The sequence below is a fragment of the Serratia sp. S4 genome (assembly GCF_000347995.1).
Taxonomy (GTDB): Bacteria; Pseudomonadota; Gammaproteobacteria; order Enterobacterales; family Enterobacteriaceae; genus Serratia; species Serratia quinivorans.
Genome location: NZ_KB661120.1, coordinates 2,164,956 through 2,187,631 on the forward strand (window position 1 = coordinate 2,164,956; position 22,676 = coordinate 2,187,631).

Sequence of the window (22,676 nt, forward strand, 5' to 3'; positions counted from 1 at the left end):
TTCAGTCTTTAAAATACCAGTAGCCGTTATTGATCAGCGCGGTCAGCAGCGCCAGGAACGACGGATCGTCCACCGCGTCACCCAACTGGGTGGCATTAACGCTGAAGTTCTGGCACATGGCATCGACAGCCTGCAGATGCTCGGTATCCATCAGTTCGCCGTTCACAAAGCACTGATCACCAACGCGCAGTACGCGCAGGCCACCCAGACGTTGTAATGGCTCGCCCTGCTGTAGCAGTTCGTAGATTTCGCCTGCCTGGTAAGGCGGCTCCGGCGGCGCGGCATCCAGCTCGTGGCGCGTCTGGGAGATAAACTCGCCGAACCACTGTTGGAAGTGTTCCGGTTGCTCAACCAGATCCAACATCATCTGGCGCAGGGCGTCGACTTCCTGCGGCAGCACTTGTGCTGGATGCTCACGCAGTTGAATATCCGGATCGCTGTAACGTTTGCTGCCCAGTTCGCGTGCCAGCACGTGGTCGGCAAAGCCGCTAATCAGTTCACGACCATTCGGTGCGCGGAAGCCCACCGAGTAATTCAGGGCGTTTTCCAGCGCGTAGCCTTCATGCGGGAAGCCCGGCGGAATATACAGAATATCGCCCGGTTCCATTTCTTCATCGATAATGGCGTCGAAAGGTTCAACCTGCAGCAGGTCCGGGTGCGGGCAATGCTGCTTCATCGGCACTTTTTCGCCCACGCGCCAGCGACGGCGACCGGTACCCTGAATGATAAACACGTCGTACTGATCGAAATGCGGGCCAACACCGCCGCCCGGCACCGAGAACGAAATCATCAGATCGTCCATTCGCCAGTCCGGCAGTTGGCGGAACGGGCGCATCAGCGCGCTGGAAGGCTCATGCCAGTGATCGACTGCCTGCACCAGCAGCGACCAGTTGTTCTCGCTCAGGTGGTCAAAGCTCTCAAATGGGCCGTGAGCGACCTGCCAGCGGCCGTCCTGGTGGCTAACCAAACGGCTGTCCACTTCGTTTTCCATCGCCAGCCCAGCCAGCTCATCCGGGGAGATCGGATCGATAAAGTTTTTGAAGCCACGCTTCAGAATCACCGGACGCTTTTGCCAATAACGTTGCAAAAAATCGTTCCAGTCCAGATCTAATTGATAATCCATTTTCTATTCCAGGATAGAGGAGTGAGCCTGAGTGCGATTATAACGGAAGTTTGGCCCCGTGGATCGGGGCCTGAGCAACAGAATTTACTCGTTATGGTGGGAGTCATGCTGGCGAGCGAAAGTGACCTGCATACGTGCGCCGCCCAGCGGACTGTCACTGATGGTAATGGAGCCGTCGTACTGCTCAATAATCTCCGCCGCTACCGATAATCCCAAGCCCTGACCGGGGCGCAAAGTGTCTACCCGCTGGCCGCGCTGGAAAATCAACTCGCGTTTGCTTTCCGGAATACCCGGACCGTCGTCATCGATGACGATGGTGAGATATTTATCGGAGTGGAGGGAGGTGATTTCAACGAATTCCAGGCAGTACTTACAGGCATTTTCAAGTACGTTGCCCATCACTTCCATAAAGTCGTTTTTTTCACCCATAAAGGTCACTTCCGGCGAGATATCCAGCGTGATCACCACGCCTTTGCGCTGATATACCTTGTTCAGCGCCACCGTCAGGCTGTCCAGCAGGGCCGGTACCGAATGGATCTCGCGTGTCAGCACCGTTTGCCCGGAGTTGATGCTGGCGCGGTGCAGGTAGTAGCCAATTTGCTGAGAGATACGTCCGATCTGATCCAGCATAATCGGCTCGACTTCCTCGATGGTGGTTTGCTTGCCGGTGCGCAGTGAGCGCAATGTAGTTTGCAGTACCGCCAACGGGGTTTTCAGACTGTGGGTCAGATCGGAAAGCGTGGTGCGGTATTTGGTATAGCGCTGGCGTTCGTTGCGAACCAGAATATTCAGATTGCGTACCAGCCCGCGCAGTTCGCTGGGGGGGTTCTCATCGAGCTGATCTCGCTCACCGTTTTCCAGTTCGCCGACCTGATTCACCAACGCCTGGATCGGTCGCAGGCTCCAATAGGCCGCCAGCCACAGCAGGGGCACCACCAACAGCAGGTTAGCCAGCAACACATAGCTGAACCATTCCCAGACGACGTCTGAACGCTGAAGCTCTTGCGGGATAGTGTCGACCACCACGATGCTTAGCGCCGGTAATCTTGCGGTCGCCGCGTAGGTGTTGACCGCCACGGAGTGGGTCAGCGCATTCTGGTCGTTGTCGTCATAGTCTTTGAGTTGATCTTGCGCCTTGGGGTTGTTACCCAGAACTTCGCTACTGATGCGGGTATCGGTGTCAATTTCGTAGAAACCGGACTCTTCCAGCCACTCTTTGTTGATCCGTTTTTCCAGTTCCGGTACCTGGCGCTGGCTCCACAGCAGCTTACCCTTATCGTCGTAAATAAACACCAGGGTAGGGAAGTTGAGATCGATATCGGGCGGAATGGCGATGGTGAGTTTGTTGTCTTTCCACTGGGCCAGGCTGAAGAACAGGTTGCTTTCACCACGCAGCAGGCGGAAGGCGGTTTTGTCGAAGCTGACGATATAACCCACGACCGCGACCAGACCATAGGACAGCGACAGCGCCAGGATCACCCCGGCGGTAGCCATCAAAAAGCGGGCTCGTAGGGAAAAAGGCTTTTTATTTTTGTTGAACATCATGTTCACTTCGCATCAAAACGATAGCCCTGGCCACGAACCGTGGTGATCACTTCCTGTGGATATTCGGCCTGCACCTTTTTACGCAAACGGCCCATCAGTACGTCGATGGTGTGGCTTTCACGCAGTTCGGCATCCGGATACAGCTGCAACATCAGCGAGTCTTTACTGACCACTTTACCCGCGTTGCGGATTAAGGTTTCGATAATGGTGTATTCAAACGCGGTCAGTTTGATTTGCTGTTCGTTGACGCTCAGCTCACGGCGCGAAAGGTCGATCTGGAACGGCGGCAAGACGATCACCTGGGAAGCCAGGCCGCTGTTACGGCGCATCAACGCCTGCATGCGGGCAATCACTTCTTCCAAATGAAACGGCTTGGTGACGTAGTCATCGGCACCGGCTTCCAGCACCGCTACCTTGTCTTGCCAGCTTTCACGGGCGGTCAGCACCAGGATCGGTAATTTCATTTGGTGGGCGCGCCAGCGGCGGATCAGGCTCAGGCCGTCTTCACCCGGCAGGCCGAGATCGACAATCGCGATGTCCGGCGCATGCTCCTGCAGGAAATAATCGGCTTCCTTGGCATCTTCTGCTGCATCAACCTGATGGCCCATTTCACGCATCTGTACGGAGAGGTGGTGGCGCAGTAAACCATTATCTTCAACAACCAGTACTCGCATGGCGGACTCCTGTAAATCTGCGGGTGAACATCCTGTCACCCACGCTGTAAAGGTAACACGCTCGGCAGCGTGTGAGGGATAGCGTGCAACAACCTTGGCCATCTGATCGTGATATTGACGTTATGGTAGGTATAACCGGCATTTACCGCAAGGGACGCAGAGCCTTGGCAGGAAATAAGCGCTATCGATTTTTGGTGCGTGGTCATTATCGGCAACGTCCAATAAACGTTGGATAAACAATGCCCATGAGAAGTTAAACCAAACTTAAACGAGAAGGGCTGTGAGAAAAAGACAGGAGCCCAATCGGCTGGGCCCCTGGCAGATTTTAAGGATGCTCTGGTTTGGTGACGCTGTTTTTGCGGATCTCCTGCACCTGAGCGGCGGTCACCGCCGATGCATCATTGCCCCAACTGTGGCGAATAAAGGTCGCGAGCTGAGCAATTTGTTCATCGTCCAGGCGCCAGCCAAAGTCCGGCATGGTCAGCCCGGTTGGCGCGCCGACGGTCACCGGCGTGCGGGAACCCTTGAGGATAATGCTGATTAGCGAGGACGGATCGTCGCTTGACAGCGCCGGGTTGTGCGCCAACTGTGGGAAGGTATCGCGATAACCCTGGCCGTCGCTGCGGTGGCAGGCGGCGCAGTTATCCAGATAGGTCTGGGCACCCGGCTGGCTGACGTTGCCGTTTAGCAACATTTTGGTCGCGCCTCCATCCAGCTCCAGCGGTTTTTCCTTATTGACGGCCGGCAATGATTGCAGATAAGCGGCGATGGCGCGTAAATCGGCGTCGCTCAGGTGCTGAGTGCTATCTTGCACGACGTCAATCATTGAGCCGAAAGCGGCAAATCGCCGGTTATGGCCGGTCTTCAGGAAGCGGGTGATATCTTCCGCGCTCCACTTGCCCAGCCCGCTCACGGCGTCCGCCCGCAGGTTGGCGGCATGCCAGCCTTCCAGCGTGCCACCCGTCAGATAGGCGTCGTCACTCTGGCTGAGCGCTTTTTCCTGGAAACCGATACCCCGTGGCGTATGGCAGGAGCCGCAGTGGCCCAACCCCTGAACCAGATAGGCGCCGCGATTCCAGTCGAGGCTTTTTGTCACGTCCGGCCGATAGGCACCGTCCTCCCGAAAGGCCAGATTCCACAGGGCCAGCGGCCAGCGGATACTCAGCGGCCAGGGGATATCGCTGTCCTTATTTTGCTGAACCACGGGTTTAACCTGTCGGGTGAAATACAGGTAGAGGTCGCGTATGTCTCCATCACTGATTTTGGCGAACGAAGGATAGGGCATCGCGGGGTAGAGCCGGGTGCCGTCGCGAGCAACGCCTTTGCGTAATGCGTCACTGAATTCCTGCAGGCTGTATTCGCCAATGCCGGTTTGTTTGTCCGGCGTGATGTTGGTGGAATAGATAGCGCCGACCGGGGTGGTCATTTTCAGGCCGCCGGAAAAGGGCTGGCCGCCGGGGCCGGTATGGCAGGCGGCGCAGTCACCGGCGCGTGCCAGGTATTCCCCGTGTTGCAGCCGGGCCGCCAGTTGTGGATCGTCGCTCGCCTGCACCGTGGTGGCACCCAGCATCAACAGCGCCAGCAGCGAGGGGGTAAGTCCTTTCATGTGAAGCTCCTTATGCTATCAGGCCTGAACCAGGGGACCGGGATTTTTCAGATACTGGGTGCGGATCGCCTCTGCCGAGTAATAGGCCAATGCGCCAACGATGCCGGTGGGGTTATAGGCCAGATTCTGTGGGAAGGCACAGGCACCGGTGACAAACACGTTTGGCACGTCCCAGCATTGCAGGTATTTATTCACCACGCTGGTGGCCGGATTATCGCCGGTAATGGCCCCGCCGGTGGTATGGGTCGACTGGTAAGGCCGCACGTCGTAATGATCGCCGGCTTTCATCACTGAGACCGACATCTGCTTGGGTTTCATCACTTTGGCAATATCCACCATTTTGCCGGTGATGTGCTGGGTCATCTTGATCTCGTTGTCCTTCCAGTCAAAAGTCATGCGCAACAGCGGCAGGCCGTAACCGTCCTTGTAAGTAGGATCCAAATCCAGATAGCAATCGCGGTACGGCATCACCGAGCCTTCGGAGTTGATGCTCATGCTGTGCAGATAGTTATCTTTGATGCCTTGTTTCCAGCCGCTGCCCCAGGTTGGGGTGCCCGCCGGCAGCATCATCTGCTGCAGCGGTCGGCCGCCGGTGCGGGTGGCGGAGATATAGGCGCCGCCGATAAAGCCCAAATCGGCATGATCGAAATTCTCACCGTTCAGATCGTCGATCACCGTACCGGCGGCCCCGGCACCGATAAAGGGATTGAAGTGGATATCCTTGTCGTAGAACAGCGAAATATTGCTGTTCATCTGATAGGCGTAATTCTTGCCGACCACGCCTTCGCCGGTCACCGGGTTATAAGGTTTGCCAATGCCGGACAGCAGCAGCAGGCGGACGTTATGTAGCTGGAAGGCGCTGAGGATCACCAGATCGGCCGGTTGCTCCACCTCTTGCCCCTGAGCGTTGATGTAGGTGACGCCGGTGGCTTTCTTGCCCGTGCTGTCCAGATTCACTTTGATTACCTGCGACTGGGTACGTAGCTCAAAGTTTTTACGTTGGGTCAGCACCGGCAGGATGGTGCTCTGCGGCGAGGCCTTGGAATACATAAAGCAGCCGAAGCGCTCGCAGTAACCGCAGTAGTTGCAGGGGCCGAGCTGTACGCCATAGGGATTGGTGTAAGGCTCGGAGCAGTTGGCGGCTGGCACGCTGAAGGGGTGATAACCCAGTGATTCCGCCGCGGGGGCAAACAGCGAACCGGAATAGAGCCGTTTCAGCGCCGGAGTGGGATATTCGCTGTTGCGCGGCCCTTCGAACGGGTTGCCGCCCTTGATGATTTGCCCGCGCAGATTGCCGGCTTTACCCGCGGTGCCGCAGACCTTTTCGAACTTGTCGAAGTAAGGTTCCAGCTCCTGGTAACTCAACGGATAGTCCTGCAGCGTCATGCCTTCCGGGATCCATTTGGCACCGTATTTTTCGTTGAGGGTGGTGTGTAGCTTTAAGTCGGAGGGCAAAGCCCGCCAATGCATGCCGTTCCAGTGGACGCCGGCACCGCCAACGCCATTACCCGGCAAAAATGAGCCCAGTTGACGGTAGGGCACGGCGAAATCTGCCGGGGTGTGGCGCACGGTGACCGTCTCGTTGGCCATTGCCTGCATCAGTTTCATGCGAATGCCGTAGGTCAGTTCGTCGGCAATGCGCGGATAGGCAAAGTCCGGGTAGGTATCGCGTTGCTCGCCACGCTCCAGCGCCAGCACGCTCAAACCGCTTTCGGTTAATTCCATCCCCATGATGGCGCCGGTCCAGCCAAATCCGACGATGACCACGTCTACCGGTGGCTTTTTAATTGCGCTCATTTATGCATTCCTTTTGCTTGAGATACTGACCGGGCCAAGGGGATAAGGCTGATTGGGACGATTGACCCAGTCGGTGTAATCCGCACGCGCGCCGGGGAAACCGATCATTTTCCATGACGCCAGCGTCTGGTTGCCGCCGTGCAGCGGATCGGCCAGATAGCCCTCTTTGGTGTTGGCGAGTAACTGGTCAAAAAACGCCTTGCCGGGCAAGTCTTCGGTATCCAACTGGCCGTGCTCCAGCGCCGCCAGCAGTTGTTCCTGCTCGGCGTGTTCGAGATCGGCAAACGTTTTTTGAAACTGTTGCTGACAGTGCGCATTGATTTCGTGAATGCCGATTCGGTAGGTTTCGCGCGGCGTCAGCTTGGACTGATAACCCAGTTGTGGCGGGGAGGGAACGAACGGCGGGTGCATATACCACAAGCCGCCGTGGCCGTAAGGGGTTTCCATTTGACGATCGATAAATACCGGTACGCCCTGATCGACCGCGCCGGGGCCGTTATCGTCAGTGGGGATCAGCCGATCGCAGGCCGCCAGCAGAAAACGCCATTCGTCGGCGTTGAAATAGACCGGCACATAGTGATCCGCTACACCGGCAGCGGGGGCCGCCTTGGCATCCAGTGCCAGAATGCTGCTACCGACGGCAGCCAACGGGATTAACGCCAGGGTCTTTTTGAGAAAGTTACGCCGGGGCGGCGTAGGGTTGTGCTGTTGTGACATAATTCCACCTTGAACATGCTTCACAATAAATGCCCGCGCAGGCAATACAGACCTACGCCGCTGCTATCCAGCAGCGGCAAACAGGCGGGGATGGGTAATTAAAAGTAGATAACCACATTAGTAGCAAGCTACTGGTATGGTTGTATTAGTTTAGGGCTGGCGCTCTGAATGAAACAATGGATGATCTGTTTCAAAACATTTTGTTCACAACTAGATTGATTTAGATCAATTATTCAACATCTCCAGCGCTGGTTTATCCTCCAGCGGTAGGGAAGATCTCTGAGCAGGAATAGCATGAAACACAGCGGTGACAGCCAGCAGGACGTTTCTCCAGATGCGATACAGGCAAGCTTTATTCAGCATTTACGACAAGGAATGACGCGTAAGGCTGCGCTGCATCTGACAATCAAACAGCAGGTGACGGCGGGCGAATTGAGCTACCTGGCAAAGCTGCCGCCCAGCCGGGTTCTGGCGGCTCGATTGGCGGTTTCACGCGATACCGTCGAACAGACCTATGCCCAACTGGAAGCGGAGGGCTATATTGCCCGTGCCGTTGGGCGCGGTAGCTTTGTCAGCTACCAGCAAGATACCCTGATCGGTCGTGAACTGCTGGCCACTGACAGCACCGACCAGGCCTTGCTGGTGGAGCGGGAGTTGAGTGCGCATGGTCGTTCCTTGCTGATTGCCGCCCATGCTCCGCATACCCGCCGCAGCGGCTCATTGACCCCCTCATTGCCCGATTTGCGCTTGTTCCCCATCGACAGCTGGCTGCAACTGGAAAGACAGGCGGTGCGACAGGGGGCGGAATACCTGCTGGGCTATGCCGATCCACAGGGGCTGGTGGAGTTGAGAGAGGAAATCATCGAGTATCTGCGGCGCGAAAGAGGGGTTAAAGCCGGCACGGAACAGGTGATTGTGGTGACCAGCTCCCAGCAGGCTCTCTCGCTGTGTACTCAGGTGCTGTTTAATCCCGGCGACCGGGTTTTTGTGGAAGAACCCGGCTATCAGGGCGCTAAAAAGCTGGTTCAGTCGGCGGGATTAATCGCCCAGCCGATAGGGGTGGATCCCTGCGGTATGGATGTTGATGCGTTAATAAACACCGAAGAGGGCGGACGGGGCGTTTATATTACGCCGTCCCACCATTATCCGCTGGGGCATTCACTCAGTATTGAACGAAGATTAAAACTGTTGGCATGGGCGCAGCGTGAAAAGGCCTGGATCCTTGAAGATGATTACGATTCCGAATTCAATTATAACGGCCTGACTACCGCTGCCTTACAGGGGCTGGATCAATATCAGCGAACTTTATATATCGGTACTTTCAGCAAAAGCCTTTTTCCAGGATTGCGCATTGGTTTTCTTATTGTTCCGCCACAGCTAATTAAACCCATGGTGGCCGCCAAACAATTCCAGGATGGATATACTTCGGCCCTGCCGCAAATGACGTTATTTAAATTTATCAATGAAGATTTCTATGCCGAACATTTAAGGAATATGCGCAAGATATATCAGGCCCGGCTGGAGATTTTGCATGCGGCGGTGCATCAGTATCTTGCCGCCTGGACTCAACCACGGTTACCGCAGGGCGGGCTGCAATTGGTTTGCCCATTGAAGGACGCGGCTACCGAGCGGCGGTTGATTCAGGCTGCCGCAGCGCAGGACATGAGGGTCTACGGGTTGATTGATTTTTATACCCATTCGCCAAGTGAAGGGGCGTTGGTATTTGGCTTTGCTGCCTATACACCCGACGAGATTGTAAAATTTATCAAAAAGTTATCCTGCATTTTTGATTCGTTACCGGTGCCAGGCTAAAGGCAGTCAGGTCGCTAAAATTGGTCTGCTCGTTGTTATTAATTGGTCTGTGTTCAGGCTGCGTTGACCGGTGTATCCTGTTGGTATTACGTTACTTTCTCTTAGAAAAACCCGTGAGGCAACATGCATCCAGTAAACAATGAAGTAGTAGTACGCAGAATACAAACCGATGATAAGTCACAATGGTTGGATCTTTGGCAGGGATATCTTCATTTTTATCGGGCGGATATTTCGGCGCAGGTTACCGACCATACCTTCGAGCGTTTATGTGAAGAATCGCAGGTTTATGGCCTGGTGGCGGAAGATAAAGACGGCAAGCTGTTGGGATTGATGAATCTTATATTCCACCCTTCAACCTGGAGTTCTGTCGGTTATTGTTATATTGAAGATCTCTATGTTTCACCCGCGGCGCGCGGCAAGAAAGTGTCTGAAAAATTATTTGATCAGGCTTATCGGTTGGCAGATGAAAGGGGCTGCGATCGGGTTTATTGGGCGACGCAGGAATATAATTCTCCAGCCCGTTCGCTGTACGATAAAATAGGCAAAAGAACTTCGTTTATTATTTACGAACGTTAACTGCAGGTTGCGGAGGCTTTATGGTGATCAATCAATTCGGCCAGCCGGTGGGTGAGCCATTAGCCGATTGGCAGGCGGTGAAACGGCCCGGCGGTGAGACGCTTGACGGGCGCTTTTGTCGCCTGGAACGGCTTGAGCCACAGCGCGACCATGCCGCGTTGTTCAGTGCTTTCCAGCAGGCACCCGATGGCCGCGACTGGACCTATTTATCGATAGAACGGCCGGAAAGCCTTGCTGCCATGTTGCAGCATCTGAACACCCTGCAGGCGAACCCCACGTTGGTGAACCTGACGGTGTTTGACCGCGTAAGCCAGAGTCCGGTCGGGACGGTTGCCTATATGCGCATCGATGAAGCTAACGGCGTGGCGGAGATTGGCCATGTCAGTTGGTCACCGGCGATGAAGCAGCACTCGAGCGCCACCGAGGCGATTTATCTGATGTTGCGACACCTGTTTGAGGACTTGGGTTATCGCCGCTGTGAATGGAAGTGCGACAGCCATAACGCCCCCTCCAGACGGGCAGCGGCGAGATTTGGCTTCAATTATGAGGGCACTTTCAGGTATGCGCTGATCACCAAGGGCCGCAGTCGCGATACCGATTGGTTTGCCATTACCGCCGACCGCTGGCCGACGATCAAGGCGGGGTTTGAGCAGTGGCTGAACCCTGACAACTTCAATGCGCAAGGGCAGCAGAAACAACGGCTGCAGGAGTTGATGGGATAGATGTCAAAGAGGCGGCCATTTGGCCGCCTCTTTGTTTTAGCAGTATAGCGATTACTTCAATTCATCGACCATGGTCGCCGCGCGGCCAATGTAATTAGCCGGGGTCATGGCTTTCAGACGAGTTTTCTCTTCTTCCGGCAGCGCCAGGCTATCGATAAACGTCTGCATGCCGGCAGCATCCACGCGCTTGCCGCGAGTCAGCTCTTTCAGTTTCTCGTATGGCTTTTCGATGCCGTAACGGCGCATTACGGTTTGGATCGGCTCGGCCAACACTTCCCAGTTGTGATCCAGTTCGTCCAGCAGGTGTGCCTGGTTCACTTCCAGCTTGCTGATGCCTTTCATGGTCGCCTGGTAGGCGATCAACGCATAACCCAGGCCAACGCCCAGGTTGCGCAGCACGGTGGAGTCCGTCAGGTCGCGCTGCCAGCGGGAAACCGGCAGTTTGCTGGCCAGATGGCCCAGTACCGCGTTTGACAGGCCCAGGTTGCCTTCGGAGTTTTCGAAGTCGATTGGGTTAACCTTGTGCGGCATGGTAGAAGAACCGATTTCACCGGCGATGGTCTTCTGCTTGAAGTGATTCAGAGCGATGTAGCCCCAGATATCACGGTCGAAGTCGATCAGGATGGTGTTGAAACGCGCAACGCAGTCAAACAGCTCGGCGATATAGTCGTGCGGCTCGATCTGAGTGGTGTACGGGTTCCAGATAATGCCCAGCGAGGTAACAAACTCTTCGCTAAACACATGCCAGTCCACTTCCGGGTAAGCGACGATGTGGGCGTTATAGTTGCCGACTGCACCGTTGATCTTGCCCATGATTTCCACGCGCTCAAGCTGACGGAACTGACGCTCCATGCGGTAGGCGACGTTGGCGAATTCTTTACCGACGGTGGACGGGGTGGCCGGTTGGCCATGGGTACGAGACAGCAGCGGAATATCGCGGTATTCCAGAGCCAGGCCCTTGATCGAATCGATGATTTTACGCCAGTACGGCAGCACCACGTCCTGACGTGCCGTTTGCAGCATCAGCGCGTGCGACAGGTTGTTGATGTCTTCGGAGGTACAGGCAAAGTGGATAAACTCGGACACCGCCTGCAGGGCAGGGACCGCTTCCACTTTTTCCTTCAGGAAATACTCAACCGCTTTCACGTCGTGGTTGGTGGTGCGTTCGATAGTCTTGATACGCTGCGCGTCTTCTTCGCTGAACTCTGCGACGATCTTGTCGAGGAAAGCGTTTGCGTCGGCGTCAAAAGCCGGAACTTCCTTGATTTCTGCGCAGGCGGCCAGTTTTTGCAGCCAACGTACTTCAACCTGCACACGGAATTTCAGCAGACCGTACTCGCTGAAAATGGTGCGCAGTGCGCTGACTTTATCACCGTAGCGTCCATCAACGGGTGAAACGGCGGTCAGTGAGGATAATTCCATCGGTAGCAACTCCTGGGATCTATTAACAATGAGCAACGATATTTTGCGCCTGTTTAAACAGACGATTACGGGAAAACATTAACTGCAGGCGGCTACCGCCAACCTGTTGCCACAGCACGGCGGCACGGATGCCCGCCAGCAGTGCGGCGCGAACCTTGGCCTGCACCTGCGGGTTCTGCAGGATAGCCGGTGAACCTGTCACCTGAATGCGCGGCCCAAGCGGGCTGACGACGTCGACATAGATGCCGGCCAGCGCGCTGATAATGGTGTCTGATTCCAGATCAAAATGCGCCAGTTGGCGTTCAAGCTGACCGAGACGTTCGCCAAGCTGGTTCATCGCCTGTTTGTTGGCGTTGAGTTTGCGCTCCAGCACCATCAGGCTGATGGTGTAGCGGGTCAACTCGGCGGCCAGGCCTTTATTGTTGGCATTGAGCACGCCCATCAGCGTCTCAAGACCCATTTTCAAATTGCGTTCTTCACCGCCGAACACCGCCAGCGTGGAAGGGGGATCCATCTGCAGCAGGCTGCTTAGCGAGGTATGAAAGGCTTCGCGATCGCATTGGCCTTCGTGCGCCAACTGCTGGACCAGACGTGCGGTCTGACTGATCCCGGCCATCGCCAGCGTAATGTCATAATAGTTCTTCGCCACGATTACTCCTGTAAACGCTGTTCGATAATACCGCCGCCGAGGCAGATTTCATCCTGATAGAACACGGCTGACTGACCTGGGGTGACGGCGGCGACCGGCTCGTCGAAACGCACTTCAATGCGTTGTTCGTCAAGCGGGGTGACGGTGCAAGGAATATCCTGCTGGCGATAACGGGTTTTCACCGTACAGCGGAATGGCCCGCTCAGCGGCAGGCGATCGACCCAATGCAGTTGCTGGGCAATCAGCCCAACGGACATCAAGCGTGGATGCTCATGCCCCTGTGCGACCACCAGCACGTTGTTGGCGACGTCTTTGTCCACCACGTACCATGGATCTTCGCTGCTGTCTTTCATGCCGCCGATGCCCAACCCTTTGCGCTGGCCCAGGGTGTGGTACATCAGGCCCTGGTGTTCACCGACGGTCTGGCCGTCGACGCTGACAATCGGCCCTGGCTGAGCCGGCAGATAACGGCCGAGGAAATCGCGGAATTTGCGTTCGCCGATAAAGCAGATACCGGTGGAATCTTTTTTCTTGGCGGTAACCAGTTCCAGCTGTTCAGCGATGCGGCGCACCTCTGGTTTTTCCAGCTCACCGACCGGGAACAGGCTTTGTGCAACCTGCTCGTGGCTCAGGGTGTAGAGGAAATAGCTCTGGTCTTTGTTGCCGTCGACACCGCGCAGCAGACGGCTTTTGCCGTCCACGTCCTGGCGACGCACGTAGTGGCCGGTGGCGATAAAGTCCGCCCCCAGATCTTCTGCGGCGAATTCCAGGAAGGCTTTGAATTTGATTTCTTTATTGCACAGGATGTCCGGGTTCGGCGTGCGGCCGGCCTTGTACTCTTCCAGGAACAGTTCAAACACGTTGTCCCAGTACTCTGCCGCGAAATTCACCGTGTGCAGTTCGATGCCGAGTTTGTCGCATACCGCTTGTGCATCGGCCAGATCGGTCGCTGCGGAGCAGTACTCTTCATCGTCGTCTTCTTCCCAGTTCTTCATAAACAGCCCAGCGACCTGATAGCCCTGTTGCTGTAACAGATAGGCAGTAACGGAAGAGTCGACGCCGCCGGACATACCGACGATTACTTTTTTCTGGCTGTTGTCTGACATGGGGATCTCGCGAACTTGAACACTAACCGTGCTGATAAAAAACAAGCGCAGGATTTTACCACGTTGCCCTCGTCGGCGCACGGCACTTATTCATCTCAGAATGGCCAGTCATAGCTGCTGACCAGCGACAGCGGGTAGCGTTCCGGCTGCTGGTAACAACGAATGCTTTCGGCGACCAGAGCGGAGCGCAGGTTGGGCGCATGCAAAATCTCTTCGGCGCTCAACCATAGGCAGCGGTCGATATCACTGTCGTGCGGCTCGGTCGGCAGTTGCTGCTCCAGCTCGATGACAAAGCAAAAGCGCAGAAACGGCGTGTTGTCCGGGGCGATCCACTGGTGCAGCTTGAGGAACGACTGCGGCGTGGCGCGGATGCCGGTTTCTTCCCACAGCTCGCGTTCGGCGGCCTGTACCAGCGTTTCGTCGGCTTCAAGATGACCGGCCGGCTGGTTCCAGAGTGCCTTACTGTTAATGGTCTCTTCGACGATTAAAAATTTGCCGGCGGCGTGAACCACGCAGGCAACGGTAACGTGCGGTTTAAACATAACGGACCCTTACAGCGACGGATTGACGGGCGGATTAAAGTGAATCAAGGCATTTCCATTCACCGGGTTGCAGTTCTCCCAATGAAATATTACCCATACTGTAGCGAATCAGCCGCAGGGTAGGGAAGCCGATATGTGCAGTCATGCGACGTACCTGACGGTTTCGTCCCTCATACAGGGTGATTTTCAGCCAGGTAGTTGGAATCGACTTGCGCTCGCGGATCGGCGGATTGCGCGGCCATAGCCACTGCGGTTCGGCCACCAACTCCACACCGGCCGGCAGCGTCGGGCCATCCTTGAGCGTGACCCCGTTACGTAAAGAGACTAAATCGTTGTCCTGCGGCGCGCCTTCTACCTGCACGTAATACACTTTGCCGGTACGTTTACCTGGCTCCGTGAGCTGCGCCTGCAGCTTGCCGTCATTGGTTAATACCAATAATCCTTCGCTGTCGCGATCCAGACGTCCGGCGGCGTAAACATCAGGAAACGGAATGAATTCTTTCAGCGTGGTGCGGCCGGCCTCATCGGTAAATTGCGGCAGTACATCGAAGGGTTTATTGAATAACACCACGCGACGCGGCCCCTGTGCGACAGCGGGTTTGGCGGAGGCAGGCTGGCTGAATCGTTTAACTTTGTGATTTCTAACAGGGAATTTTTTCATAACAGTTGAGATTACGGATGATAGGCGCATTATAACCGAATCCGTTTCGGATTGGCGCGGACAGAAAATTCCAGTAGTATCTACACGCATCTTACAAAGCATTAACAAAAATTGCGCTTGAAGGAGAGGTTGATGGAAAGCAAAGTAGTTGTTCCGGCAGAAGGTAAAAAGATTACGGTCGATGCCCAGGGTAAACTGGTTGTTCCGAATAACCCGATCATTCCGTTTATCGAAGGCGACGGCATTGGCGTCGACGTTACCCCTGCTATGATTCACGTGGTTGATGCAGCAGTAAAAAAAGCCTACCACGGCGAACGTAAAATCTCCTGGATGGAAATCTACACCGGCGAAAAATCCACTCACGTTTACGGGAAAGACGTGTGGCTGCCGGAAGAAACCCTGGATCTGATCCGTGACTACCGCGTTGCCATTAAAGGCCCGCTGACTACCCCGGTCGGTGGCGGTATTCGCTCCCTGAACGTGGCCCTGCGCCAGCAACTGGACCTGTACGTGTGTCTGCGTCCGGTGCGTTACTACCAGGGCACTCCAAGCCCGGTTAAACAGCCAGAGCTGACCGACATGGTGATCTTCCGCGAAAACGCCGAAGACATCTATGCGGGTATCGAATGGAAAGCCGGTTCTGCCGAAGCAGACAAAGTGATCAAGTTCCTGCGCGACGAAATGGGCGTGAAGAAAATCCGCTTCCCAGAGCAATGCGGTATCGGCGTGAAGCCATGCTCTGAAGAAGGGACCAAACGTCTGGTTCGTGCAGCGATCGAATACGCAATCACCAACGACCGTGACTCTGTGACCCTGGTTCACAAAGGCAACATCATGAAGTTCACCGAAGGTGCCTTCAAGGATTGGGGCTACGAACTGGCGCGTGAAGAGTTTGGTGGCGAACTGATCGACGGCGGCCCATGGCTGAAAATCAAGAACCCGAACACCGGTAAAGAGATCGTGGTTAAAGACGTGATCGCCGACGCCTTCCTGCAGCAAATCCTGCTGCGTCCGGCTGAATACGACGTGATCGCCTGTATGAACCTGAACGGTGACTACATCTCCGACGCCCTGGCCGCACAGGTTGGCGGTATCGGTATCGCACCGGGTGCCAACATCGGTTCCGATTGCGCACTGTTCGAAGCGACCCACGGCACCGCACCTAAGTATGCCGGTCAGGATAAAGTGAACCCAGGTTCCATCATCCTGTCTGCAGAAATGATGCTGCGCCACATGGGCTGGTTCGAAGCGGCTGACCTGATTGTTAAGGGCATGGAAGGCGCAATCGCCGCCAAGACCGTGACCTATGACTTCGAACGCCTGATGGAAGGCGCTAAGCTGCTGAAATGTTCAGAGTTTGGCGACGCTATCGTTAAACACATGTAAGAGTGTTTAAGCGTTAAATGATAACGGGAGCCTGATGGTTCCCGTTTTTTATTATTCAAACTGCAACGGTTATCAAAACATTATCAAAATTAGTTATCAAAACTCGGCCATTTTAGGGCTTTTGAACGTATAGATCTAAAGGTTGAGCTGCGTCTAAACTTTGCGATGAAATGGACGATAAACTACCTACAACTACATTTTTGGCATGAGATAAAATTCTACAAGGAGTGTTAATGAGCTTTTTCTGGGTGAATATTGGTAGCAGTTTTAATGAGGTTAAAGAACAAAATTTTCTCTGGGCTCCACAATATGGCATGAATAAGCATGGGAAAAAGTTTAGTTATGCCTCCTGGGAGACAGTGAAGGATGTAAAAGCAGGTGACATCATCTTTTGTAATAAGGATCGAGAGATTATCTATGTAGCGATTGCTACAGCCGATGCTGATGATGCACCGCGGCCACCTAATCGATCTTTTGATAAGTGGGAGCGTGAAGGAACCCGAGTAGATGTAGATTTGACCGTTTTAGAGCACCCAATCGATATTTTGCAGTTCAGAGATACGTTTATGGCTGCGTTTAATGAGTTAAGTCGGCCAACGGTTTTTGCTGAGAACGGGTTTTGCACGCAGACCTACATGTGCGAAATACCCGAAGCTGCAGCAAAATTGATAGCAAGTTTTATTAACGACAACATTTCAATAGACTTCAATAAACAGACTGCCACGGTGAAAGAGGCGAGAGGAAGTACTAAAGCAGCAGTCATTCAGGCTCGCGTTGGTCACGGTCCCTACCGCGATAAATTATTTAAGAAGTGGGGCGGAAAATGTGCGGTAACAGGCATTGCGCTTGAGTCAATACTAACCGCGTCCCATATTGTTTCGTGGTCTATCTCAAATGACAAAGAGAAAGTTGACCCTTACAACGGATTCCCCCTTATCCCTAATCTGGACAGATTGTTCGACCGAGGCATGATCAGTTTTGATGATAATGGGCTCTTATTGCACAAGAAAGAATTTGCAAGTCTGCTTCGAGATTTAAAAATCCCCTTGGACTCAAAAATTGATGGGTTGTTTGGGGAGAATAAAAAATATTTAAAACGGCATCGCGCGACCTTTGGGTTTGAGAAAGAGTAAAAGCTTGAGGGGGTAACCCTCAAGTATATTAGCTTAGGCTTGACTTGATCTTGCACGGCACGACACGAGACAGAGCCAAAACCAATCTGACGGGCAGTTTTGTGCAAAAGCGGAAGTTGCCGACATTATGCTTTGTGTCATTCTGCATGGCGCAGATTAGAACTTTTCCGAAATCGTCCGCCACCTAATTATGGCAGGCAGTGTCGTCGCCTGCTCCAATGCTACACCCCAGACGCCCCATCGGATATGACGATGCAGCAAGTCCAGTAACTATCAACTGCCTGAAGGACCTTACCTAAATCAGTCCTGCTGCTTTAAAAGCCACGCGATGATATCTACTTTAACGTTCATTGCTATTACACTCCTACACTCCTGAAAACGAAGAGCAAGGGTTATTAATCCATACTCTTCGTTTCAGGCTTACTAATATATGTTTATTAATGAGTTTGATAATCTGTTGAAAGAGTTAAAAATGACTATATTATCTTTCAATATCCAATGGTTATCGTAAGCATAAATGTAGTTAGCTTATAAAATCCTAAGGAAGATAATGCTATCTTTACCCAGAATAATATTAGCGCTGGGTGATTTATACAATCTGGAGGTTCTTTTAAAACATGTGTTTCCTTATCAAGTCCATTCTTTTCAAGATATTTTTCCTTTCTGTAGCCGTATGCACCCCAAATAAGAGTGGTTACAGCATATTGTAAAAAATCCATTATTAAAGATATAACAAGGAAAACTAACGACCAATATAATATATTAGGGAATAATAGGATAGATTCAGATGGGTCTGTTAATGTACTTTTGCCGATACTTCCCTTGAATAACCATATCAATGCAATCCCACCTAAGCATGATTGCCTATTTATATTTGATAGTGAACTGCTTGCAGCATAGTATGTTTGCTGTATTTTATCTAAAATCATTACAGTACCTTCTTAAGGTTTGCACGTTTAGGCCCTGTGCTAGTAGTCCTTTTAGGTACGTTTTCTGGAATGGTAATATTTACACTTGAAACTATTGTCCAACTACCTTTTTTTATTTGTTTGAGATTTAAACATGCACGCCCATTTTTTATATTAATAAACTTTGAATTTATCGAGGCTTTTATCGTTCTATCTGGGTTATCTTTTTTGGCTAATGTAATGCTGATTCCGGTAAACTTTGGATTTGATATATGCACATGACCACGTGAACTACGATTTTTTTTCATTATTTCCTCACGGATGCTGGTTTTCAGAAATTGATACAGTAATTTACACTTTTTTATGTATAGAGATCAATTGGTAAGTTGTCGAACTTCAGTGTCCATGGAAGTCACGACCAATGCAGGCAGGCAACAAGCTCCGCTCCTCGCTCATAGCAGCTCGCTGATGTCGCTACGGTCGGTTTCGTGCCAGGAACGGACATAGAAAACACGATGTTATAAGATTAGGTGCATCTATCCGATCGTATTCATTGGACGTAATGATCGTACTTAGCCGATCTCAAAGGAAAGCATTAATCAGGTAATTGAGCTATTAGGATAAAAAGGAAGGCTGACGGGGCATGGTTTTCGTCACACAATGAGTACCATTCTGCATGAAGAAGGATTCAACTCCGCATGGATCGAAACACAGCTTGCACATGTGGGTAAGAACGCTATTCACGGGGCTTACAATCATGCATAGTATTTGGAAGGGAGACAACAGATGATGCAGTGGTATAGTGATTACATAGATAGCTTGTCTAGAAATAAACTTCCGCAACTTTTTCTTAAAAAAAGGCAGTATGAACAATAAATCTAGTTGATGCATACAAAGGTTTATTGTCGATAGCAAGAGGAGCGTCACAATCATGAATGTACAGGAAACCAAATTTTCATCTAAAGAATTTCTAAGGCGCCGTCGCCCTGAAAAATTTTCTGATTCAACAATCAGAGAGACTGGTACTTTAGATAGAGTTGTACTGGAACACTTCCTTTCTACGCTAAATACAAGAAGTCAAGAATTACAATTCGAAGATTTTGCAAAAAAAATATGCGAAAAAATTATTTGCCCTAATCTCCTTGAACAAACTGGTCCTGTAGCAGGGGGGGATGGTAAAACTGACACACAAACATTCCCTGTTTCGGAACAGAATAAGCTTCTTTGGTTCGAAGGTGTTAATGAAGCATCAAATAAAGAACGTTGGGCCTTTGCGGTAAGTACACGTAAAGACTGGAAGAAAAAATGCCATGAAGATGTACTTAAGATAAAAGAAACAGATCGTGGGTATGCTAAAGTATTTTGCGTAACGAATCAATCTGCAAAGTCCAATATTCGTTCAGAGGTTGAGGATACACTAAAAACAAAAACTGGAATAGATGTTCGTATATTAGATATTAATTGGCTATTAGATCAAATTTACAAAAGTAATTTTGAACAATTGGCTATTGATTCATTGTCAGTTCCGACACAATATAAAAGAGAAGTTATTTTTGGAGAAAATGATTATAAAAAACACAAGAAATATGAAGAGCTAACCGAGTATATTAGAGAGAAAATAAATCCTGCTGAAATTTCATATGAAGAGGTGGATATATTTTTAGAAATTGCAGAGTTAAGCGCTGAGCTTGAGAAACCACCAATTGAAACACAAGGTCTATTTGAAAGAGCTATAAAAATCTCAAAAAAATTCGGGACTAATCAACAATTGCTAGATGCATATTATCAATACGCCTGGAAGTCTCATTTTTGGATGGAAGATTTTAATCTCTTCGAAGAAAATCTTCAATTTGCATATGAAAGTATTACATCATCAACTAATTCCTCAAAATGGGAGAAGGTTTTAAATTTAGTAACCGTTCATAAAAGTTATATTAGACTTAACAACGCAACATCTACAATCGACATTGAGAATATTGAACGTAATATGCTCGCTAAACTAGATGAGATAGCTTACGATGAATCACGTCCCAGTAATGCACTCACAGCGAGAACTCACAAAGCTATTTATAAATTGACAACGTTTTCAGATGTAGAAGATGCTTCGGTTGTATTTGAAGAGTTACATGAAATTTTTAAAAATAGTGGGAATTTAATAGGCTATCCTTTTGAGAAACACTTCCAACTTTTGAACGAACTAGATGACATTTTTTTCGAGGTGGATGCATATGAAAATTTATTAGACTATATGACTGAGCAATCTGCTGTTAGAGGTGGTGAAGTTAAAGGGGCATTATTAAATCTACGAAGAGGAATAAAGAGGATTCAAAATGGTCACCCTTATCAGGCAATCAAGTATTTAGGAAAATCTTTTATTCCACTCTATAAAGAGGAATCACGAGATAAATTTATATTAGCATTAAAAGCTATTGCTTATGCTTACGAATCCATTGGGTTGCTATGGAGTTCACGTTCATGCTTGCTTCTATCCGCTTCTTTGATTACAGATAACTACTGGAAGTATGATGAGATATCATTAAAGCAGGCTGAGATTTATTATAGTTTATGCCTAACAGAAATAAAATTAGGGAGATTAGCACATGCCCTTTTATGGTATGAACTGTTTTTAATAATTAACCAGAATATCAGTGATAGCTCGTTCGGCGATAAAGAAAATCAGCAAGTTGATTTTTACATAAGTCAACTCATTTTTAACACTGACCTAAAGGGAATAAATCGACAGAGTAATACTCCCGATGAACTCGATAGATTAGGTCTTTTTGTATCATCGGGATGTCTTAAATATGCTTTAGGTTATATTGAAGATTTTGAACGTGAGTACGAAGTTACTGCCGATAAAGATCATAATGATTTCTTGCAAAAAATACGTGACTTTGATGCTGGATTCAATAGTAAAGGCATAAAAGATAACTATGATAAACGAGGAATATATACATCTTTTATTTCTGGATGCACCATAGAAATTAACTTTCCGAATCGGTCACCATTTATAGAGTTTTCAACTAGTATCTTAGCACTTTTAGAGAGTGCTTTTGCAACTTGTACGATTGATAACATCCATTTGAAAGAAGCATTTTTAATTATTGAAGTAATAGCAGATGATGAAGATGACTTATCCTTATCACATGAAATAAATAGCAATAGTGGAAAGCTAAACCTTACTATAAATTGCAATGGTTTTGAAACAAGTGCTTTTAGAATCGATGCTCAACAAAAAATCACCAATGAATTCAAAAAAATAGTATTTGGTCTGCTTCCTGAGTTATTTTTTATAAAAAATACAGAATACATTGAAAAAATGATATTCGAAGATGCTGCATTTGATAGAGCAATTAGTTTCGGAGCCTGTATCAAAGCTATTGAAAATGTTCTTGGAAATGATATTGATCAACAAATTAAGAAAATTTACTCCACCAGTGCTGAAAAGAAAACTTACCATCTTTTAAGAGATAAATCCTGGGATAGTGAATTTCCGAAAGTGTTGGAGAACGAGGATATAAATACTCCAACACCTGGTAAAGGAAAAATGCCTGAAGAGGAACTTAACTCCGAAAATATAACACATAAAGATTATTCAATACAAAGTCTAATCAAACCTCGTCTATGGGATAGAACACGCTGGCAAGGAGTAGGCTTCGCTCAATTAAAATCGTGTTATCCAGGGTTATATCTATTATTTAAACACCCCGATATAGGTGAGGGTATTTTTAAAGATCTTATATCATCAGTAGGCTTGGTAGATAGTAAAGCCAGATTACGGGTTTGTATTGTCAAGGGTATTTCAGTTAAAAACCCAACTCATTATAGAGTACTGATATCTGAAAATATGATGACAACCCCATTAACTAAAAGAATGACAATGATCAGTAGAATTAATACGATGACTCCTGATAGCAATGTCAACTTAGAAAGATTTCTTGCTGCGTATCAGGCCTGTGGAAAATTCTATCTTGGATGTGATGCGATGTTAAAAAATATTGTTCCTGAGCATCCACAAAGAGATAGTTTAGGGATAGAAATGAGTACGTTAGATGTTAGGTGGGCTTGGGAAATTGGGTTAAATGATGTTGATTGTATTGGGGTTAATTTAAAAGAAGATGACCCCTATATTCCTAGTGATGTAGCTGAGATCCCATTATTGCAATTGATAAACAGTAAATAAAATGTTTGCCAAGAATACCGCCTCTTAAGGGGGCGGGTTCTAAACAAATCTATAGCCTCTTCACTAATGCTATTAGTGTTATCGCTTTCACAATAAATTGCTGACCTGCTCCCC

19 protein-coding genes and 1 pseudogene are annotated in these 22,676 nt (G+C 50.2%); 7 read left to right on the forward strand and 13 right to left on the reverse strand.

Going from position 1 to position 22,676, the window contains the following annotated elements:
• Position 1: 1 nt before the first annotated feature.
• The 6 genes from SERS4_RS0110890 to SERS4_RS0110915 form a co-directional block, all read right to left on the reverse strand.
• Positions 2–1,123, reverse strand: coding sequence for a cupin domain-containing protein (locus SERS4_RS0110890; protein WP_012006435.1), 1,122 nt, complete (start codon positions 1,121–1,123; stop codon positions 2–4).
• Between the two features lie 84 nt (positions 1,124–1,207).
• A complete protein-coding gene (gene phoQ, locus SERS4_RS0110895; RefSeq protein WP_026142322.1) occupies positions 1,208–2,665 on the reverse strand; it encodes a two-component system sensor histidine kinase PhoQ in 1,458 nt (485 codons plus the stop codon).
• Positions 2,666–2,670: 5 nt separating this feature from the next.
• Complete coding sequence (gene phoP, locus SERS4_RS0110900; RefSeq protein WP_012006437.1) at positions 2,671–3,342, reverse strand: two-component system response regulator PhoP; 672 nt, start codon at positions 3,340–3,342, stop codon at positions 2,671–2,673.
• A 325-nt stretch (positions 3,343–3,667) separates the two neighbouring features.
• Entirely contained in the window at positions 3,668–4,948 is a 1,281-nt protein-coding gene (locus SERS4_RS0110905) for a cytochrome c (RefSeq protein ID WP_017892501.1), read from the reverse strand.
• A gap of 18 nt (positions 4,949–4,966) precedes the next feature.
• On the reverse strand, positions 4,967–6,745 hold the full coding sequence (locus SERS4_RS0110910) for a GMC family oxidoreductase (RefSeq protein WP_012006439.1): 1,779 nt from the start codon (positions 6,743–6,745) through the stop codon (positions 4,967–4,969).
• On the reverse strand, positions 6,746–7,462 hold the full coding sequence (locus SERS4_RS0110915) for a gluconate 2-dehydrogenase subunit 3 family protein (protein WP_017892502.1): 717 nt from the start codon (positions 7,460–7,462) through the stop codon (positions 6,746–6,748).
• A 294-nt stretch (positions 7,463–7,756) separates the two neighbouring features.
• Here SERS4_RS0110915 and SERS4_RS0110920 point away from each other — a divergent pair, with 294 nt between their 5' ends.
• The 3 genes from SERS4_RS0110920 (at position 7,757) to SERS4_RS0110930 (ending at position 10,572) form a co-directional block, all read left to right on the forward strand.
• Positions 7,757–9,274 (forward strand): PLP-dependent aminotransferase family protein, encoded by a 1,518-nt coding sequence (locus tag SERS4_RS0110920; RefSeq protein ID WP_017892503.1) that lies wholly within the window; start codon positions 7,757–7,759, stop codon positions 9,272–9,274.
• A gap of 123 nt (positions 9,275–9,397) precedes the next feature.
• The gene (locus SERS4_RS0110925; protein WP_026142323.1) at positions 9,398–9,850 is read left to right on the forward strand and encodes a GNAT family N-acetyltransferase; all 453 of its coding nucleotides are present in this window, start codon (positions 9,398–9,400) and stop codon (positions 9,848–9,850) included.
• Positions 9,851–9,870: 20 nt separating this feature from the next.
• Positions 9,871–10,572: a GNAT family N-acetyltransferase gene (locus SERS4_RS0110930; protein ID WP_017892505.1), complete on the forward strand. Its 702-nt coding sequence runs from the start codon at positions 9,871–9,873 to the stop codon at positions 10,570–10,572.
• Between the two features lie 51 nt (positions 10,573–10,623).
• Here SERS4_RS0110930 and purB read toward each other — a convergent pair whose 3' ends face one another.
• The 5 genes from purB to rluE form a co-directional block, all read right to left on the reverse strand.
• Positions 10,624–11,994: an adenylosuccinate lyase gene (gene purB / locus SERS4_RS0110935; protein ID WP_017892506.1), complete on the reverse strand. Its 1,371-nt coding sequence runs from the start codon at positions 11,992–11,994 to the stop codon at positions 10,624–10,626.
• A 22-nt stretch (positions 11,995–12,016) separates the two neighbouring features.
• A complete protein-coding gene (gene hflD / locus SERS4_RS0110940) occupies positions 12,017–12,643 on the reverse strand; it encodes a high frequency lysogenization protein HflD (RefSeq protein ID WP_012006445.1) in 627 nt (208 codons plus the stop codon).
• A 2-nt stretch (positions 12,644–12,645) separates the two neighbouring features.
• The gene (gene mnmA, locus SERS4_RS0110945) at positions 12,646–13,749 is read right to left on the reverse strand and encodes a tRNA 2-thiouridine(34) synthase MnmA (protein ID WP_017892507.1); all 1,104 of its coding nucleotides are present in this window, start codon (positions 13,747–13,749) and stop codon (positions 12,646–12,648) included.
• Between the two features lie 95 nt (positions 13,750–13,844).
• The gene (locus tag SERS4_RS0110950; protein WP_017892508.1) at positions 13,845–14,291 is read right to left on the reverse strand and encodes an NUDIX hydrolase; all 447 of its coding nucleotides are present in this window, start codon (positions 14,289–14,291) and stop codon (positions 13,845–13,847) included.
• A gap of 34 nt (positions 14,292–14,325) precedes the next feature.
• Entirely contained in the window at positions 14,326–14,952 is a 627-nt protein-coding gene (gene rluE / locus SERS4_RS0110955) for a 23S rRNA pseudouridine(2457) synthase RluE (RefSeq protein WP_026142325.1), read from the reverse strand.
• Positions 14,953–15,084: 132 nt separating this feature from the next.
• On the opposite strand from rluE, the gene icd reads away from it, so the two are divergent.
• Complete coding sequence (gene icd / locus SERS4_RS0110960) at positions 15,085–16,338, forward strand: NADP-dependent isocitrate dehydrogenase (RefSeq protein ID WP_012006449.1); 1,254 nt, start codon at positions 15,085–15,087, stop codon at positions 16,336–16,338.
• A 233-nt stretch (positions 16,339–16,571) separates the two neighbouring features.
• On the forward strand, positions 16,572–17,471 hold the full coding sequence (locus SERS4_RS0110965) for an HNH endonuclease (protein ID WP_017892510.1): 900 nt from the start codon (positions 16,572–16,574) through the stop codon (positions 17,469–17,471).
• 488 nt (positions 17,472–17,959) lie between these two features.
• On the opposite strand, the gene SERS4_RS26255 is transcribed toward SERS4_RS0110965, so the two are convergent.
• Positions 17,960–18,400: a hypothetical protein gene (locus tag SERS4_RS26255; protein WP_071593007.1), complete on the reverse strand. Its 441-nt coding sequence runs from the start codon at positions 18,398–18,400 to the stop codon at positions 17,960–17,962.
• On the reverse strand, positions 18,400–18,687 hold the full coding sequence (locus tag SERS4_RS26965) for a hypothetical protein (RefSeq protein WP_253275386.1): 288 nt from the start codon (positions 18,685–18,687) through the stop codon (positions 18,400–18,402). The genes SERS4_RS26255 and SERS4_RS26965 overlap by 1 nt, the downstream gene beginning before the upstream one ends.
• A 229-nt stretch (positions 18,688–18,916) precedes the next feature.
• On the opposite strand from SERS4_RS26965, the pseudogene SERS4_RS27325 reads away from it, so the two are divergent.
• Both SERS4_RS27325 and SERS4_RS0110970 read left to right on the forward strand, forming a co-directional pair.
• Positions 18,917–19,255 (forward strand): annotated as a pseudogene (locus tag SERS4_RS27325) (tyrosine-type recombinase/integrase); the annotation flags it as partial.
• A gap of 55 nt (positions 19,256–19,310) precedes the next feature.
• Positions 19,311–22,562, forward strand: a complete 3,252-nt coding sequence (locus tag SERS4_RS0110970) for a hypothetical protein (RefSeq protein WP_017892511.1) — start codon at positions 19,311–19,313, stop codon at positions 22,560–22,562.
• Positions 22,563–22,676 lie beyond the last annotated feature (114 nt).

Coding starts and splice junctions, on each gene's coding strand:
- SERS4_RS0110890 (WP_012006435.1), bottom strand. CDS start 1,123: ATGGATTATCAATTAGATCTGGACTGGAACGATTTTTTGCAACGTTAT.
- phoQ (WP_026142322.1), bottom strand. CDS start 2,665: ATGTTCAACAAAAATAAAAAGCCTTTTTCCCTACGAGCCCGCTTTTTG.
- phoP (WP_012006437.1), bottom strand. CDS start 3,342: ATGCGAGTACTGGTTGTTGAAGATAATGGTTTACTGCGCCACCACCTC.
- SERS4_RS0110905 (WP_017892501.1), bottom strand. CDS start 4,948: ATGAAAGGACTTACCCCCTCGCTGCTGGCGCTGTTGATGCTGGGTGCC.
- SERS4_RS0110910 (WP_012006439.1), bottom strand. CDS start 6,745: ATGAGCGCAATTAAAAAGCCACCGGTAGACGTGGTCATCGTCGGATTT.
- SERS4_RS0110915 (WP_017892502.1), bottom strand. CDS start 7,462: ATGTCACAACAGCACAACCCTACGCCGCCCCGGCGTAACTTTCTCAAA.
- SERS4_RS0110920 (WP_017892503.1), top strand. CDS start 7,757: ATGAAACACAGCGGTGACAGCCAGCAGGACGTTTCTCCAGATGCGATA.
- SERS4_RS0110925 (WP_026142323.1), top strand. CDS start 9,398: ATGCATCCAGTAAACAATGAAGTAGTAGTACGCAGAATACAAACCGAT.
- SERS4_RS0110930 (WP_017892505.1), top strand. CDS start 9,871: ATGGTGATCAATCAATTCGGCCAGCCGGTGGGTGAGCCATTAGCCGAT.
- purB (WP_017892506.1), bottom strand. CDS start 11,994: ATGGAATTATCCTCACTGACCGCCGTTTCACCCGTTGATGGACGCTAC.
- mnmA (WP_017892507.1), bottom strand. CDS start 13,749: ATGTCAGACAACAGCCAGAAAAAAGTAATCGTCGGTATGTCCGGCGGC.
- SERS4_RS0110950 (WP_017892508.1), bottom strand. CDS start 14,291: ATGTTTAAACCGCACGTTACCGTTGCCTGCGTGGTTCACGCCGCCGGC.
- rluE (WP_026142325.1), bottom strand. CDS start 14,952: ATGAAAAAATTCCCTGTTAGAAATCACAAAGTTAAACGATTCAGCCAG.
- icd (WP_012006449.1), top strand. CDS start 15,085: ATGGAAAGCAAAGTAGTTGTTCCGGCAGAAGGTAAAAAGATTACGGTC.
- SERS4_RS0110965 (WP_017892510.1), top strand. CDS start 16,572: ATGAGCTTTTTCTGGGTGAATATTGGTAGCAGTTTTAATGAGGTTAAA.
- SERS4_RS26255 (WP_071593007.1), bottom strand. CDS start 18,400: ATGATTTTAGATAAAATACAGCAAACATACTATGCTGCAAGCAGTTCA.
- SERS4_RS26965 (WP_253275386.1), bottom strand. CDS start 18,687: ATGAAAAAAAATCGTAGTTCACGTGGTCATGTGCATATATCAAATCCA.
- SERS4_RS0110970 (WP_017892511.1), top strand. CDS start 19,311: ATGAATGTACAGGAAACCAAATTTTCATCTAAAGAATTTCTAAGGCGC.